General features: G+C 63.2%; 12 protein-coding genes, 2 tRNA genes and 1 pseudogene. 7 read left to right on the forward strand and 8 right to left on the reverse strand.

The window, feature by feature from the left end; genetic code table 11:
- Positions 1-54 precede the first annotated feature (54 nt).
- A complete protein-coding gene (locus F6X62_RS04470) occupies positions 55-1,239 on the reverse strand; it encodes an MFS transporter (protein ID WP_153772870.1) in 1,185 nt (394 codons plus the stop codon).
- A gap of 163 nt (positions 1,240-1,402) precedes the next feature.
- Between F6X62_RS04470 and F6X62_RS04475 the strand changes: the two genes are divergently transcribed.
- From F6X62_RS04475 to F6X62_RS04490, 4 genes are all read left to right on the forward strand, one after another.
- Positions 1,403-2,542, forward strand: coding sequence for a TDT family transporter (locus F6X62_RS04475; RefSeq protein WP_153772810.1), 1,140 nt, complete (start codon positions 1,403-1,405; stop codon positions 2,540-2,542).
- Positions 2,543-2,751: 209 nt separating this feature from the next.
- The gene (locus tag F6X62_RS04480; RefSeq protein ID WP_153772811.1) at positions 2,752-3,483 is read left to right on the forward strand and encodes a GntR family transcriptional regulator; all 732 of its coding nucleotides are present in this window, start codon (positions 2,752-2,754) and stop codon (positions 3,481-3,483) included.
- Between the two features lie 128 nt (positions 3,484-3,611).
- Positions 3,612-4,886: an MFS transporter gene (locus F6X62_RS04485; protein WP_153772812.1), complete on the forward strand. Its 1,275-nt coding sequence runs from the start codon at positions 3,612-3,614 to the stop codon at positions 4,884-4,886.
- Between the two features lie 16 nt (positions 4,887-4,902).
- The gene (locus tag F6X62_RS04490) at positions 4,903-5,745 is read left to right on the forward strand and encodes an amidohydrolase (protein ID WP_371926208.1); all 843 of its coding nucleotides are present in this window, start codon (positions 4,903-4,905) and stop codon (positions 5,743-5,745) included.
- Positions 5,746-5,890: 145 nt separating this feature from the next.
- Here the strand turns inward: F6X62_RS04490 and F6X62_RS25580 are convergent, their stop codons facing one another.
- Both F6X62_RS25580 and F6X62_RS25585 read right to left on the reverse strand, forming a co-directional pair.
- Positions 5,891-6,754, reverse strand: coding sequence for a methyl-accepting chemotaxis protein (locus F6X62_RS25580; RefSeq protein ID WP_371926213.1), 864 nt, complete (start codon positions 6,752-6,754; stop codon positions 5,891-5,893).
- A pseudogene (locus F6X62_RS25585) lies at positions 6,746-7,810 on the reverse strand (methyl-accepting chemotaxis protein); the annotation flags it as partial. The gene F6X62_RS25580 and the pseudogene F6X62_RS25585, both read right to left, overlap by 9 nt.
- A 268-nt stretch (positions 7,811-8,078) precedes the next feature.
- Here F6X62_RS25585 and F6X62_RS04500 point away from each other — a divergent pair.
- On the forward strand, positions 8,079-9,953 hold the full coding sequence (locus F6X62_RS04500; protein ID WP_112898963.1) for an MFS transporter: 1,875 nt from the start codon (positions 8,079-8,081) through the stop codon (positions 9,951-9,953).
- Between the two features lie 15 nt (positions 9,954-9,968).
- On the opposite strand, the gene sugE is transcribed toward F6X62_RS04500, so the two are convergent.
- The 4 genes from sugE to rdgC all read right to left on the reverse strand — a co-directional run bounded on the left by sugE (position 9,969) and on the right by rdgC (position 13,064).
- Positions 9,969-10,286, reverse strand: a complete 318-nt coding sequence (sugE, locus tag F6X62_RS04505) for a quaternary ammonium compound efflux SMR transporter SugE (protein ID WP_063545829.1) — start codon at positions 10,284-10,286, stop codon at positions 9,969-9,971.
- A 154-nt stretch (positions 10,287-10,440) separates the two neighbouring features.
- Positions 10,441-10,902, reverse strand: a complete 462-nt coding sequence (locus tag F6X62_RS04510; protein WP_153772815.1) for a hypothetical protein — start codon at positions 10,900-10,902, stop codon at positions 10,441-10,443.
- 140 nt (positions 10,903-11,042) lie between these two features.
- Positions 11,043-12,005 carry a bile acid:sodium symporter family protein gene (locus F6X62_RS04515; protein WP_153772816.1) on the reverse strand — a complete coding sequence of 321 codons (963 nt, stop codon included), beginning with the start codon at positions 12,003-12,005 and terminating at the stop codon, positions 11,043-11,045.
- Between the two features lie 138 nt (positions 12,006-12,143).
- A complete protein-coding gene (gene rdgC / locus F6X62_RS04520; protein ID WP_054890921.1) occupies positions 12,144-13,064 on the reverse strand; it encodes a recombination-associated protein RdgC in 921 nt (306 codons plus the stop codon).
- 185 nt (positions 13,065-13,249) lie between these two features.
- Here rdgC and F6X62_RS04525 point away from each other — a divergent pair.
- Positions 13,250-13,325 (forward strand) — tRNA-Val (locus F6X62_RS04525).
- Between the two features lie 13 nt (positions 13,326-13,338).
- A tRNA-Asp gene (locus tag F6X62_RS04530) sits at positions 13,339-13,415 on the forward strand.
- A 131-nt stretch (positions 13,416-13,546) separates the two neighbouring features.
- On the opposite strand, the gene F6X62_RS04535 is transcribed toward F6X62_RS04530, so the two are convergent.
- Positions 13,547-13,927, reverse strand: a complete 381-nt coding sequence (locus tag F6X62_RS04535) for a hypothetical protein (protein WP_054890920.1) — start codon at positions 13,925-13,927, stop codon at positions 13,547-13,549.
- Positions 13,928-14,134 lie beyond the last annotated feature (207 nt).

Raw genomic sequence — 14,134 nt, forward strand, 5'->3', positions numbered from 1 at the left:
CGGGTTCGTCAGCGCAGACGATGGTCGCAGTGGCAGGTGGTCGCAGGGGGCGCTCTAGACCTTCGCCCCTCGCGTCCCCAGGTAATAGAAGAGTGCCGCCAGCAGCACCGACAGCACCAGCAGGTAGAACACCGCCACCGGCACTACATACCCCAGGGCAAACCCGACCAGTACCGGCCCCAGTGCCGCGCCGAGGTTGGAGAGGTTCTGCGCGCCATAGTAGACGCCGCGCAGATGCTCCGGTGCGATCAGGTCGATGAACATGTACTCCGCCGGGATCACGATGATCTCGCCGAGGGTGAACACCAGCATTGCCAGGCACCAGCCCAGCACCGAGCCTGCCAGCGAGAAGCCCAGCAGCCCGGCGACGAACAGCGCCATCCCGGCCATCAGCCAGGGCATCAGGTACTGACGGCTGATGCGTCTGCCGATCAGGTATTGCAGGGCGATCACCGTCACGGCGTTGGTCGTCACCAGCACCCCGACCAACCGCGCCGCTTCGCTGGCGTGGGCCGTCACCACCAGGTATTGCGACAGGTAGGCGGTGAACTGGCCGAACACCACTGCACTGAGGGCGCCGCCCAGGGTGAAGCACACCAGGCGCCGGTCCCGCGCCAGCCCGATAGCCACTTGCATGAAGCCGACGCCGGGCAGTTGCGGCTCGCTGGGGCGTAACTGCCGATCGCCCAGACGCTGGTAGACCAGGCACATGAGCAGGCCGATCAGCGCCGAGACCAGGAACGGCAGATGGCCATCGAGCTCGATCAGCGCCACCCCCAGCAACGGGCCGACGGCGTAGCCGATGTTGCTGAGGGTGTACTTGATGGCGAACACCTCGGCGCGCTCCTCCACCGGCAGCAGGGCGCAGAATCCGGCCTTGCTGGCGATGTCGACCACCGCCAGGGCGAGGTTGATCAGCACCAGGCACAGGAAGAACAGCGCCACCGAGGGGCTGAACATGGCGACGGCGAACGACAGCGTGAACACCAGGGTTGCGACGATGATCACCGTATGGTTGCGCAGCGTGTCGACCAGATGACCGCCATACAGGCTCAACAACGAGGCGACGATCAGTGCCCCGCCGATCAGCAGGCCGATATGGCTGACCGACAGCTGGAAGCTGTCCGACAGATAGACGACCAGATAGGGCAGGGTGATCGCGCGCGCCAGGGTCAGCACGAAGGTGGTGAGCAGCAGCAGGCGGACAGCGGAAGGGTAGCGTTTGAGTGCGGCGAGCATTGCCACGTCCTTGTTGTTGGAGTTGTCGCAGGCAGCAAGCATAAGCCACCGGCTCTGGCTTGCGCTATATCTGCAAAATAGATAACAGATAGAGAAAATAACCGTTATATGGATATTCTTTGCAGGCATAAGATGATTCCACCTTACACGAGGAATCTTTGCCATGACCTGCCCACAGACTCGCGCTGCGTCCTTGCGGCCCTTCCACCAGTTGGCCCGCCCGCTGGAAGTGATCCGTCAGTTCACTCCGAACTGGTTTGCCGCGACCATGGGCACCGGCGTTCTGGCCCTGGCCTTGCGACAATTGGAGATTCCGGCTCTGCACGGTGCGGCAGAGGGTTTGTGGTGGCTGACCATCGGCCTGTTCATCTTGTTCTGCGCCCTGTACGGCGCGCGCTGGCTGCTGTTCTTCGACGAGGCACGGCGGATCTTCGCCCACTCCACGGTCTCGATGTTCTTCGGCACCATCCCCATGGGCCTGGCGACCATCCTCAATGGCGCGCTGGTGTTTGGCCTCGAGCGCTGGGGCGACGGCGTGGTGCCTTGGGTCGAGGCGCTCTGGTGGGTTGACGTGGCACTGGCATTGCTGTGTGGCGTGGCAATCCCTTATCTGATGTTCACCCGCCAGGAGCACAGCATCGACCAGATGACTGCAGTGTGGTTGCTGCCGGTGGTGGCGGCCGAGGTGGCGGCGGCCAGTGGTGGCCTGCTGGCGCCGCACCTGGCGGATGTCCATGCGCAGTTCCTGGTGGTGGTGACCAGCTACGTACTGTGGGCGGTGTCGCTGCCGGTGGCGTTCAGTATCCTGACCATCCTCATGCTGCGCATGGCGCTGCACAAGCTGCCGCCGGCCAACATGGCCGCATCCAGCTGGCTGGCGCTGGGCCCGATCGGCACCGGGGCGCTGGGCATGCTGCTGCTGGGTGGCGATGCACCGGCGGTGTTCGCGGCCAATGGCCTGGGGAACCTGGGTGAAGTAGCACGCGGGTTGGGGCTGGTGGCCGGGATGGTGTTGTGGGGAGCCGGCCTGTGGTGGCTGCTGACCGCGGTACTGATCACCCTGCGCTACATGCGCCAGGGCATGCCATTCAACCTGGGCTGGTGGGGTTTTACCTTCCCGCTGGGGGTGTACAGCCTCGCCACCTTGAAGCTGGCGGCCTGGCTGGGCCTGGGTTTCTTCACGGTATTCGGGCAGGTGCTGGTGGTGATGCTGGCGCTGCTCTGGCTGGTGGTGGCGAGCCGCACGCTCAAGGGCGCCTGGCGTGGTGAGCTGTTCACCTCGCCCTGTATCGCAAATCGTTGAATGTGCTGACCTTTTAGTGGGTGGTCGCGCTCCCCGGTTACCTGGCAGTGCTCAAGAACGCTGTGCACCTGTGGGAGCGGGTTTACCCGCGAAGAAGCCACCGTGGCTTTCAAGCCGATAGGCGGAGGATTGACAGCGTTCAGGGCAGCAGGAATACTCTCGGAAAAATTCATATATATGTTTATATAACAAGACGAGAGACAGGCCCCATGAACACACTGCCCGGTGATGCGCGTCTGCCCCGCTACCAACAGCTGCGCGACCATATGGTCGAGCAGATCGCCAACAACCGCTGGCGCCCCGGTGAGGCCATTCCCACCGAATCGGCCCTGGCCAGCGAGTTCGACATGTCGGTCGGCACCGTGCGCAAGGCCGTCGATGTGCTGGTGACCGAGGGCGTGCTGGAGCGCCAGCAAGGCCGCGGCACCTTCATTCGTCGGCCGCAGTTCCATTCCTCGCTGTTCCGCTTCTTCCGCTTCGAGTCGGCCAATGGCGAACGTGCCGTGCCCGAGAGCCGCATCCTGTCCATCGAGCCAGTCCCGGCGCCCTCGGCGGTTGCCAGTGCCCTGGGCTTGGCGCCGGAAGCCGAAGTCATTCACATCGTGCGCCTGCGTCTGCTCGGTGCCCAGCCGGTATTGGCCGAGGAAATCTGGCTGCCACGGCAGACGTTCCAGCCGCTGCTTGAGGTCGAGCTGGACCGCAAGGGCCCGCTGCTCTACCCGATCTACGAAGAACTGTGCGGTCAGGTGGTGGCTTATGCCGAGGAAACCCTCACGGCCGAGTCGGTCGACGCCATTCACGGGCGCCTGCTGCAGATGCCGGAGGGCAGCCCGGTGGTGGTGATCGAGCGCCTGGCCCGCGACTACGCCGGCAAACCGCTGGAGTGGCGCCGCTCGCGCGGCCATGCGCAGCATTTCCGCTACCGCATCGATATTCGCTGACCGGGCGTTCCACGCCCCGTTGTGACGTCCGGCGCCGTGCCAGCACGGTGCCGTGGTTCTGCCTGCCTGGCCGGCGTGCGTCCGGCTGCCTCTGACCTCGCACACACGACATAGAAGGATAAGAAATCATGTTCAGTTGGTATCGCGAAATCACCTCGCGCGAACGCAAGACGTTCTGGGCCTGCTTTGGTGGCTGGTCGCTCGACGCCCTTGAAGTGCAGATGTTCGGCCTGGCCATCCCGGCGCTGATCGCCGCGTTTTCCCTGACCAAGGGCGATGCTGGGCTGATCAGTGGCCTGACGCTGGTCACCTCGGCGATCGGTGGCTGGCTTGGCGGTACGTTGTCCGACCGTTACGGCCGGGTGCGTACCCTGCAGTGGATGATCCTCTGGTTCTCCTTCTTCACCTTCCTGTCGGCCTTCGTCACCGGCTTCTACCCGCTGCTGTTCGTCAAGGCCATGCAGGGCTTCGGCATTGGTGGCGAGTGGGCCGCAGGCGCGGTGCTGATGGCCGAGACCATCAACCCGAAATACCGCGGCAAGGTCATGGGCACGGTGCAGAGCGCCTGGGCCGTGGGCTGGGGCCTGGCGGTGGGGCTGTTTGCGCTGATCTATTCGCTGGTGCCGCAGGAGTTCGCCTGGCGCGTGATGTTCTTCGTCGGCCTGCTGCCGTCGCTGCTGATCATCTGGGTGCGGCGCAACGTACCCGAGCCGGACAGCTTCCAGCGCCTGCAGAAGGAAAAGGCCATTCCCGTCAGCTTCACCAAGTCCATGGCCGGCATCTTCCGTCCTGAACTGCTGCGCGTGACCCTGCTGGGCGGGCTGCTGGGTTTGGGTGCCCATGGTGGCTACCACGCGGTGATGACCTGGCTGCCGACCTTCCTCAAGACCGAGCGCAACCTCTCGGTGCTCAACTCCGGCGGCTACCTGGCGGTGATCATCTTCGCCTTCTGGTGTGGTTGCGTGGTCAGTGGCCTGCTCATCGATCGTATTGGCCGGCGCAAGAACATCCTGTTGTTCGCCCTGTGCTGCGTGCTGACGGTACAGGCCTATGTGTTCTTCCCGCTGAGCAACACGCAGATGCTGTTCCTCGGCTTCCCGCTGGGCTTCTTCGCCGCCGGCATTCCCGCGAGCCTGGGGGCGTTCTTCAACGAGCTGTACCCGGCCGATGTGCGCGGTGCCGGGGTGGGCTTCTGCTACAACTTCGGCCGGGTGCTGTCGGCCGTGTTCCCGTTCCTGGTCGGTCACATGAGCGAATCCATGTCGTTGGGGGCCGCCATCGGCATCGATGCCGGCATCGCCTACGGCGTGGCGGTGATCGCTGCACTGTGTCTGCCGGAAACCCGCGGTCGCAACCTCGAGGCCCCGGTCTCGCCGCAGGTTGCGGTTGCGGTCGCCAAGTAACCTTCAATCGTCCCGAATGAGCATCATGCCGCAAACCCCTGTATCCCCGTTCACCGCGATCGACAGCCACGCCCACGTGTTCAGCCGTGGGCTGAACCTGGCAGCGGAGCGCCGTTACGCACCCACCTACGATGCGCCGCTGGGCGACTACCTCGCCCAGCTGGCCGGGCACGGTTTCAGCCATGGCGTACTGGTGCAGCCGAGCTTTCTCGGCACCGACAACAGCTACCTGCTGGCGGCGCTGCAAACCGCGCCCAGGCAATTGCGCGGCGTGGTGATGCTCGAGCCTGGCGTTGCGCGCGACACCCTTGAGCAGATGGCGCGCCTCGGTGTACGCGGTGTGCGCCTGAATCTGATGGGGCAGGCCCTGCCTGATCTGCGCGACGCCGGTTGGCGGCCACTGCTGGAGCTGATCGGCGATCTGGGCTGGCATGTCGAGCTGCATCGACAGGTGGCCGATATACCGGCACTGGTGCGTGCCTTGCAGCCATATGGTGTGGATATCGTGATCGATCACTTCGGCAGGCCGGATGCGCGCCTGGGGTTGGGGCAGCCGGGATTTGCCGAGCTGCTGACCCTCGGCGGGCAGGGCAAGGTGTGGATGAAGGTATCGGGGATCTATCGATTGGGCGGCTCGCCTGGGCAGAACCTGGATTTCGCCCGCCAGGCTCTGTGCGCCCTGGAGGCGCACTATGGCGCGGACCGGTTGATGTGGGGCAGCGACTGGCCGCATACCCAGCATGAATCGGTGATGAGCTTTACCGCGGTGGTCGAGCAGTTCGATGCTCTGGGCTGCTCGGCGTCGTTGCGTCGGGCGCTATTGGTGGACACGGCGCGGGGGTTGTTCGGGTTCGCGTAGGGGCAACTGTCTTTTTCAAAATCTAAAGGCCAGCCCAATCCCTCCGTAGGAGCGGGCTTGCCCGCGAACACGGGCGTAGCCCGTGCCAGGCACCGTGGTGTCTTTTTCGCGGGCAAGCCCGCTCCTACAAGAGGTGCTCGGGCTGTCAGAGTTGGAACCGGCTGATCATCTGCTGCAATTGCCCACCCAGCCGCGCCAGTTCGACGCTGGACACCGAGGTCTGCTCACTGGCCTCGGCGGTCTGTTCGGAAATGTCCCTCACCGTCACCACGCTGCGGCTGATCTCCTCGGCCACGGCGCTCTGCTGCTCGGAGGCGGCGGCGATCTGCTGGTTCATCAACTGGATGCCCGACACCCGCTGAGTGATGCCCTCCAGCGCAACGCCGGCCTCGCGTACCAGTGCCACGCTGCTTTCGGTCAGGCTCTGGCTTTCTTCCATCAGGTCGCTGACCGAGCGCGTGCCTTGCTCCAGGCTGCTGATCGCCGATTCGATTTCTTCGGTCGAGGCCTGGGTGCGCTGGGCCAGGCTGCGTACCTCGTCGGCGACCACGGCAAAGCCACGACCGGCCTCGCCAGCGCGGGCGGCCTCGATGGCGGCGTTGAGCGCCAGCAGGTTGGTCTGCTCGGCCACGGCCTTGATCACGTCCATCACCTTGCCGATGCGTTGGCTTTCGTTGCGCAGGGCGTCCATCGCCTCATTGGTGGCGTCGACCTGGCTGGCCAGGCGGCCGATCTGGGTCACGGCGCGGGTGACCACACTGTCGCCTTCGCGGGCCTCGAGATCGGTGGCGCTGGCGGCCACCGAGGCTTCGCCGGCATTGCGCGCCACTTCCTGCACGGTGGCGGCCATTTCCTGCATCGCAGTGGCGACCTGGTCGGTCTCCTGGCGCTGGCTGCTGGCGCCGGCGCTGGTCTGCGCGGTGATCGCCGAGAGCTCTTCGGTGGCACTGGCAATCTGCGAGATGCCGTCGCGCACGCCGCCGATCAGCTGGCGCAGCTTGGCAGTCATGCCATGCAGGCTGTTCTGCAACTGGCCGAGTTCATCGCGGCGATTGCTGCTGGGTTGTTCGCCCAGGTTGCCGTCGGCCACCTGCTCCATGGCGCGCAGCACCCTTTGCAGCGGCTGGCTGATCTGCCGGGCGATCAGTATCGCCAGCAGGGCACCGAGCAGCAGGGCGAGGGCGGTGGTGGCGAACTGCAGCGTCTTGGCGAACTGACTGTCATTGACCACGGCCACTGCCTGACTGTCGAGCAATTGCCCGATCAGGGTGTTGAGGGTCGCGACGTCATTGCCCATGTTGGCGCGGTAGTCCATCAGTTTGCGGGTTTCGCCGCGGAAGGCCTCGACGGCGGCGGCGTAGGCGCGCACCTGTTCGTTCAGTTGGCGGAATTGCTCGGCGAACTGGCCATTGAATGCCGCGGTCAGGGCTGGCAAGTCGTTCACCGTGGTGGCGATCTGCGCATTCATCGCCTGCTCGGTGTCGGTGTTGGTGTTGCCGGTGTAGCCACGCACCTGGTAGCGCAGCAGGATCAGGTTCTCGCGAATCTGGTTGATCGCTTCGCTGCGCACGTAGCGCTGTTCGGCATCGGGCAACGCGCGGACCTGCTTGCGGATGCTGTCGATCGTGGCGAACGACTGGGTGGCAAGCCCACCCATCTCCTTTTGCGCCGCGCGCATGGTGCGGTACGACTGCAGGCTCTGTTCCTGGTTGCGGGCATAGGCCTGCAGGGCCTGCTCGGCCTTGTCGAGGGTCTGCAGGTTGGTCGCGTTGCGCAGGATGCCGTGGAGTTTCGCCAGGGGTGCCTGGAAGGCCGCCAGTGTCTGCTGCAACGCCTTGCCTTGTTCTTCGTCACCATTGGACATGGCGTGGCGCAAGCGCGCCTCGCGCAGATCGCCCAGGGCATCGTTGAGTGCGGAGACGTCGCTGACCACTTCGCTGCGCCGCACCAGGCTGCCCAAAGCGTCCCAGCCGATCAGCGACTGGGCCAGGGTCAGCACGAGGACCAGGCCAAAACCGAGCCCGAGTTTGTGTGCGATCTTCAGATCGCCGAACCAGGTGAACATCTGCTGCTGTGCTCCTTTTCTTGTGCGTTGGAGGAGAGCCGAAGGCTGATCCTGTTACCGGATGTAGTCATCTATATGAATTATCGGCAGCCTTGCAACATTCTGAAAAGGGGTTGCAGAAAAAATAATGGCATATAGCCATTAATTGGTTCGTCGGCGTGATGCGCTTCGCAGGCCTGTTGCCAGAGGTGGGCAATCGCGTGCAGATTTGTGGCTTCTCGCGATGAGCGGACCTCCAATTGACAACGCCCTCTCAGGAACAAGGACGATGAGTCATTCCTCGCAATTCACCTTGCTCGGCAAGCGGCGCTTCCTGCCGTTCTTCATCACCCAGTCGCTGGGTGCCTTCAACGACAACCTGTTCAAGCAGTCACTGATCCTGGCGATCCTCTACAAGTTGAGCCTGGAGGGCGACCGTTCGATCTGGGTCAACCTTTGCGCGCTGCTGTTCATCCTGCCGTTCTTCCTGTTTTCGGCGCTGGCCGGGCAGTTTGGCGAGAAGTTCGCCAAGGATGCGTTGATCCGTGCGATCAAGCTGGCTGAAGTGGTGATCATGTTGATCGGCGCGGTGGGCTTTCTCAGTGATCACCTGGAGCTGATGCTGCTGACATTGTTCGCCATGGGCACTCATTCGGCGCTGTTCGGGCCGGTGAAGTACTCGATCCTGCCCCAGGCCTTGCGCGAGGACGAACTGGTCGGCGGCAACGGGCTGGTGGAAATGGGCACCTTCCTGGCGATCCTGGCCGGCACCATCGGTGCCGGGGTGATGATGTCCTCGGGCAACTACGCCACGGTGGTGGCCGGAGGCATCGTCGGCACTGCGGTGCTCGGCTACCTGGCCAGCCGCTGGATCCCGCGGGCGGCGGCGGTGGCGCCGCAGATGAAGCTGGATTGGAATATCTTCAAGCAGTCCTGGGCCACCCTGCGCCTGGGCCTGGGGCAAACCCCGGCGGTGTCGCGCTCGATCGTCGGCAACTCGTGGTTCTGGTTCGTCGGGGCGATCTACCTCACGCAGATCCCGGCCTATGCCAAGGACTGGCTGCACGGCGACGAGACCGTGGTCACGCTGGTGCTGACGCTGTTCTCGGTGGGCATTGCCGTCGGTTCGCTGCTGTGCGAACGCCTGAGCGGGCGCAAGGTGGAAATCGGCCTGGTACCGTTCGGGTCGTTCGGCCTGACCCTGTTCGGTCTGCTCTGGTGGTGGCATTCGGGTGACGTGCCGGCCGCTGCTGCGCCGCACGATTGGCTGAGCCTGTTGGGCATGAGCCAGGCCTGGTGGATCATGGTCTCGATCGTCGGGCTTGGTGTGTTCGGCGGTTTCTACATCGTGCCGCTCTACGCCCTGATCCAGGCGCGTACGCCTGAAGACCAGCGCGCCCGGGTGATCGCCGCGAACAACATCCTCAATGCCCTGTTCATGGTGGTCTCGGCGATCGTCACCATCGTCCTCTTGAGCCTGGCCGACCTCAGCATCCCGCAGCTGTTCCTGGTGGTGTCGCTGCTCAACATTGCGGTCAACGCCTACATCTTCCGCATTGTTCCTGAATTCACCATGCGCTTCCTGATCTGGTTGCTCAGCCATTCGATGTACCGCGTCGAGCATCGCGATCTCGATCGTATCCCTGACGAGGGGGCGGCGCTGTTGGTGTGCAACCATGTGTCGTTCGTCGATGCGCTGCTGATCGGCGGTGCGATCCGTCGACCGATCCGTTTCGTCATGTACTACAAGATCTACAACCTGCCGGTGCTCAACTTCGTGTTCCGCACTGCCGGGGCCATCCCGATTGCCGGGCGCAGCGAGGACGAGGCGACGTACGAGCGGGCCTTTGCGCGCATTGCCGAGTACCTGCAGGCCGGTGAGGTGGTGTGCATCTTCCCGGAAGGCAAGCTGACCGCCGATGGTGAGATCGATGTGTTCAAGGGTGGCGTAAGCCGGATTCTCCAGGAGACGCCGGTGCCGGTGATTCCGCTGGCGTTGCAGGGGTTGTGGGGGAGTTTCTTCAGCCGTGATCCGGCCAAGGGCTTCCTGCGTCGACTGTGGTCGCGGGTGACCCTGGTGGCGGGTGCCGCCATCCCGGTGGAGGCGGCCCAGCCTGAAGCGCTGCGCGAGGAAGTCAGTGCCTTGCGCGGCGACTTGCGTTGAGGGGAGGGTGGAAGGTCAGCTGGCGCTGACCTTCAGGCCGATCAGGCCGGCGACGATCAGCGCAACGCTGATCAGGCGCACCAATGCCATGGATTCGCCGAACAGGATGATGCCGGCGATTACCGTGCCGACTGCGCCGACGCCGGTCCAGATGGCGTAGGCAGTGCCCAGCGGCAATTCCTTCATGGCCAGGCCCAGCAGGCCCAGGCTCACGGCCATGGCGGCGACGGTCAGTGCGGTTGGGAGTGGGCGAGTGAAGCCATCGGTGTATTTGAGGCCGATAGCCCAGCCGACTTCGAACAGGCCGGCGAAGAACAGGATGATCCAGGACATGATGATTCTCCATCGTTGAAAGATGGGGCCGTCCCCGGATTGGTCACGCCTTGCGTCGTGAGGCCGTCCTCACAGTGCGCACTATATTGCACATCTGTTGGCTTTGGAGCAAGTCGGGAGTCGGTGGGCTTCAGGCTGTTCGTCAGCAAAGATTTCAGAAATGGTAGACACCGATCCTTTGAATCTTCAGACGCAGTGTGCTGCCATTGCCTGTCAGGGCCCTGAAATCGTTATCGGTTGCAGTCCAGCGTCTGCCGCCTTTGGTCGAGATCGAAACCAGAGCATTCGGCGTGCCTATGGGTGTCAGTGCGCTGTCATCCTGGTTAAGAATCACCCAAGGCCTCTGGGAGTCGGAGTAGAAGCCCAGATAGCCATTGCTGTTCATGCTCAGGACCGCGCCGTGCTTGCTACCGCCTTTAGTGAACTCCTTGATGATGTAGACATCCTGGCCGTCATCCCGATAACAGCCGAACCATAGGGTGGTGGGAAGAATGTGTCCGTCGAGTATCTCCAGCCAGCCACTGTCGTTGATGCGCACGGGACGATCTATATCGCCTTGGACCAGCGACAGCTGAGCGGTGAATGTCTTTGAAGTATCGAGCCTTGATTCGTCCATTTGTCTGCTCCTGATTGATGCCTGTGAAAGTCAGGCCAGCGCACGGTATTCCAATGCCTGGGAGCCAGGCACCAGGAAAACTGCCCAATCAGGGCATCGGATTGCGAGTACGTTTTTTCAGGCGCAACCCGGCGATGATCTCACCGGCTTTCGGACGCATGCCCCCTGATGTCGAGAGGTTCATCCATGCGCCTGAACCAGGTCGAGAGCAAGGCCCCGGAGATGTTGTGCCAGACGCTGAACAGCGCGCTGGGCACCGCCGCCAGCGGTGAGAAATGTGCCGCTGCCAGGGCCGCGCCCAAGCCTGAGTTCTGCATTCCCACCTCCAGCGCCAGCGACTTGCGCTGGGCCAGGGGCAGCTTGCACAGCTTGCCGGTCAGATAGCCCAGCAGGAAGCCGAAGCTGTTGTGCAGGATCACCACCGCCATGATCAGCAGGCCGGACTCGGCGATCTTCGCCTGGCTGGCCGCGACCACCGCGCAGACGATCATCACGATGCTCACCACCGACACCAGTGGCAGCACCTGCACCGCCAGTTGCACCCGCGCACCGAGCAGCTTCTGCGCCAGCACGCCGAGCACGATCGGCAGCATCACCAATTGCAGGATCGACCAGAACATGTCCATGAACGAGACCGGCAGCCAGGCCGAGGCCAGGAACCAGATCAGCGCCGGGGTCAGCAAGGGCGCGAGCAGGGTGGTGACTGCGGCGATGGCCACGGCCAGTGCCAGGTCGCCCTTCGACAGCCAGACCATCACGTTCGAGGCGGTGCCGCTCGGGCAGCAGCCGACCAGGATCACGCCCACGGCGATTTCCGGTGGCAGGTGAAACAGTTGGCATAGCAGCCACGCAACGCCCGGCATGATCACGAAATGCGCCACCACTCCCAGCGCCACGCGCCAGGGTTGACGGGCGAGGGCGGCGAAGTCGTCGAGCTTGAGCGTAAGGCCCATGCCGAACATCACCAACCCCAGCAGTGGCACGATGGCTACCTTCAGGGCGATGAACCATTGCGGTTGCAGGAAGGCCAGGCAGGCGAACACCAGCACCCAGAGGGCGAAGGTGTTACCGACGAAACGGCTTAAGGCGGCGAGGGCGCGCATGGGGGATTCCTTTTCTATTTATAGCTTTGTGAAATTCACTGGCCCTGTGGGAGCGGCGGTTCGGCGCCCCGACTTGTCCCGCGAAGAGGTCGGTGCTGGCGACCACACAACCACCCAGCACCGGCCTTTCAACCTGAATCAGACCCCCTGCGGAATCTCTTCCCCACCCAGGGCTTCGAACAGCACCGGCAGGAATTCGTTGAGGGTCATCATCATCAACAGGAAGCTTGCGTCGAACTGTTGCGCGGCTTCGTCGCCACCATCCTGCTCGGCCTGCTCCTGCAGCAATTCCTCGAACTTCAGGCGCTTGATCACCATCTTGTCGTCGAGCACGAACGACAGTTTGTCTTGCCAGGCCAGGGCCAGTTGCGTGACCAGCTTGCCGGTGCTCAGGTGCAACTGGATTTCCTCGCTGGCCAGGTCCTGGCGCTTGCAGCGCACGATGCCACCGTCTTCGGCGGTGTCGCGCAGCTCGCATTCATCCAGTGGATAGAAGCCTTCGGCAGGCTGCTGCGACTTGACCCAGTCGGTCATGGTCGCGGTCGGGGCGATCTTCACGGTGGCCGGGCGCACCGGCAGCGAACCCATGACTTCACGTAGCGTGGAGAGCAGGTCTTCGGCGCGCTTGGCGCTGGCCGAGTTGACCAGGATCAGGCCCTGGCGCGGAGCGATGGCAGCGAAGATCATCGAACGGCGGATGAAAGCACGCGGCAGGAAGGCCTGGATGATCTCGTCCTTGATCTGGTCGCGTTCCTTCTTGTAGACCTTGCGCATCTGCTCGGTCTCGATCTCTTCGACCTTCTCCTTGACCGCGTCGTTGACCACGCTGCTGGGCAGGATGCGTTCTTCCTTGCGTGCGGCAATCAACAGGAATTCACCGCTGACGTGTACCAGGGGAGCGTCTTCGCCCTTGCCGAACGGAGCGACAAAGCCGTAAGTGGTCAGCTCCTGGCTGGCGCAGGGGCGGGCCGGCTTGCTGGCCAAGGCGGTCTCCAGCGCTTCAGGCTCGAACGGGACATCCTGGGTCAGGCGGTAGGTCAGCAGGTTCTTGAACCACATGAGGGGGAATCTCTCCTTAATACATAAGGCGGGCATTATTCTCCGAGCAGTGGTTGCAGGCCAACCCTGTCAGAGGGCCAGCAGTGACTTATTCATAGGTCTTTGAAAGATCAGATAAAAAATTTGAAAAAAGTGCTTGCCAGGGTACAGGCTCCTCCGTAGAATGCGCGCCACACCGAGACGAAGGGTGATTAGCTCAGCCGGGAGAGCATCTGCCTTACAAGCAGAGGGTCGGCGGTTCGATCCCGTCATCACCCACCACTCGATGTATAGCGCAGCGGTAGTTCAGTCGGTTAGAATACCGGCCTGTCACGCCGGGGGTCGCGGGTTCGAGTCCCGTCCGCTGCGCCATATTCCAGCTTCCAGGGCCCACTGAACACCCGGAAGCCACAAAGAAAGCGACCTTAGGGTCGCTTTTTTTGTTTCTGTCTTGCACAAACACCACGGGGGCTGTCCATCGACACCCCCGTGGTGTTTCAGCTTCAGGGTTTGGCCACGTGCCAGACCTGGCCGACCCCTTCGCCGGTGGTATCGCCCGGCTTCTGGTCCTTGACCCAGCCGTACAGCGGCTGGTCTTTGTAAGCCCACTGCTTGCTGCCATCGTCGCGGGTAATCACGCTGTAGCCATCGGCGGCCTTGGCGTAGGGGCCGGCGGCCAGCGGCGGCCAGTTCTGCGCACATTGACCGTTGCACGCCGACTTGCCAGCGCTGTCCTTGGTGAAGGTGTAGAGGGTCAGGCCTTTGCTGTCGACCAGGACCTTGCCCAGGGCGCTGTCGCCGACCTTCGCGGGGGCATCAGCCAAGGCCAGGCCAGACACGCAGGTCAGAGCCAATGAAAGAACGAGTGCGCTTTTCTTCAACATGAGAGATACCTCTGGCGGTTATCCGAATCCGTTCGGGGGAATGATGGCCTTATGCATCGGCCATGCAGGGACAACGCCCCGGTGTCGGCTTCTATTCCCGTGTTCGATGAATATTTTTCCGTCCCTGGTGCCGCCCTGGGTCAGCAGGCACGCCGGGTTCGCATCTACGCCTTCAACTCGCTGGCTCATTGCGTCAGAATCCCCCTA

The organism is Pseudomonas sp. MNR3A, assembly GCF_009650575.1.
GTDB classification, from domain to species: Bacteria; Pseudomonadota; Gammaproteobacteria; order Pseudomonadales; family Pseudomonadaceae; genus Aquipseudomonas; species Aquipseudomonas machongensis.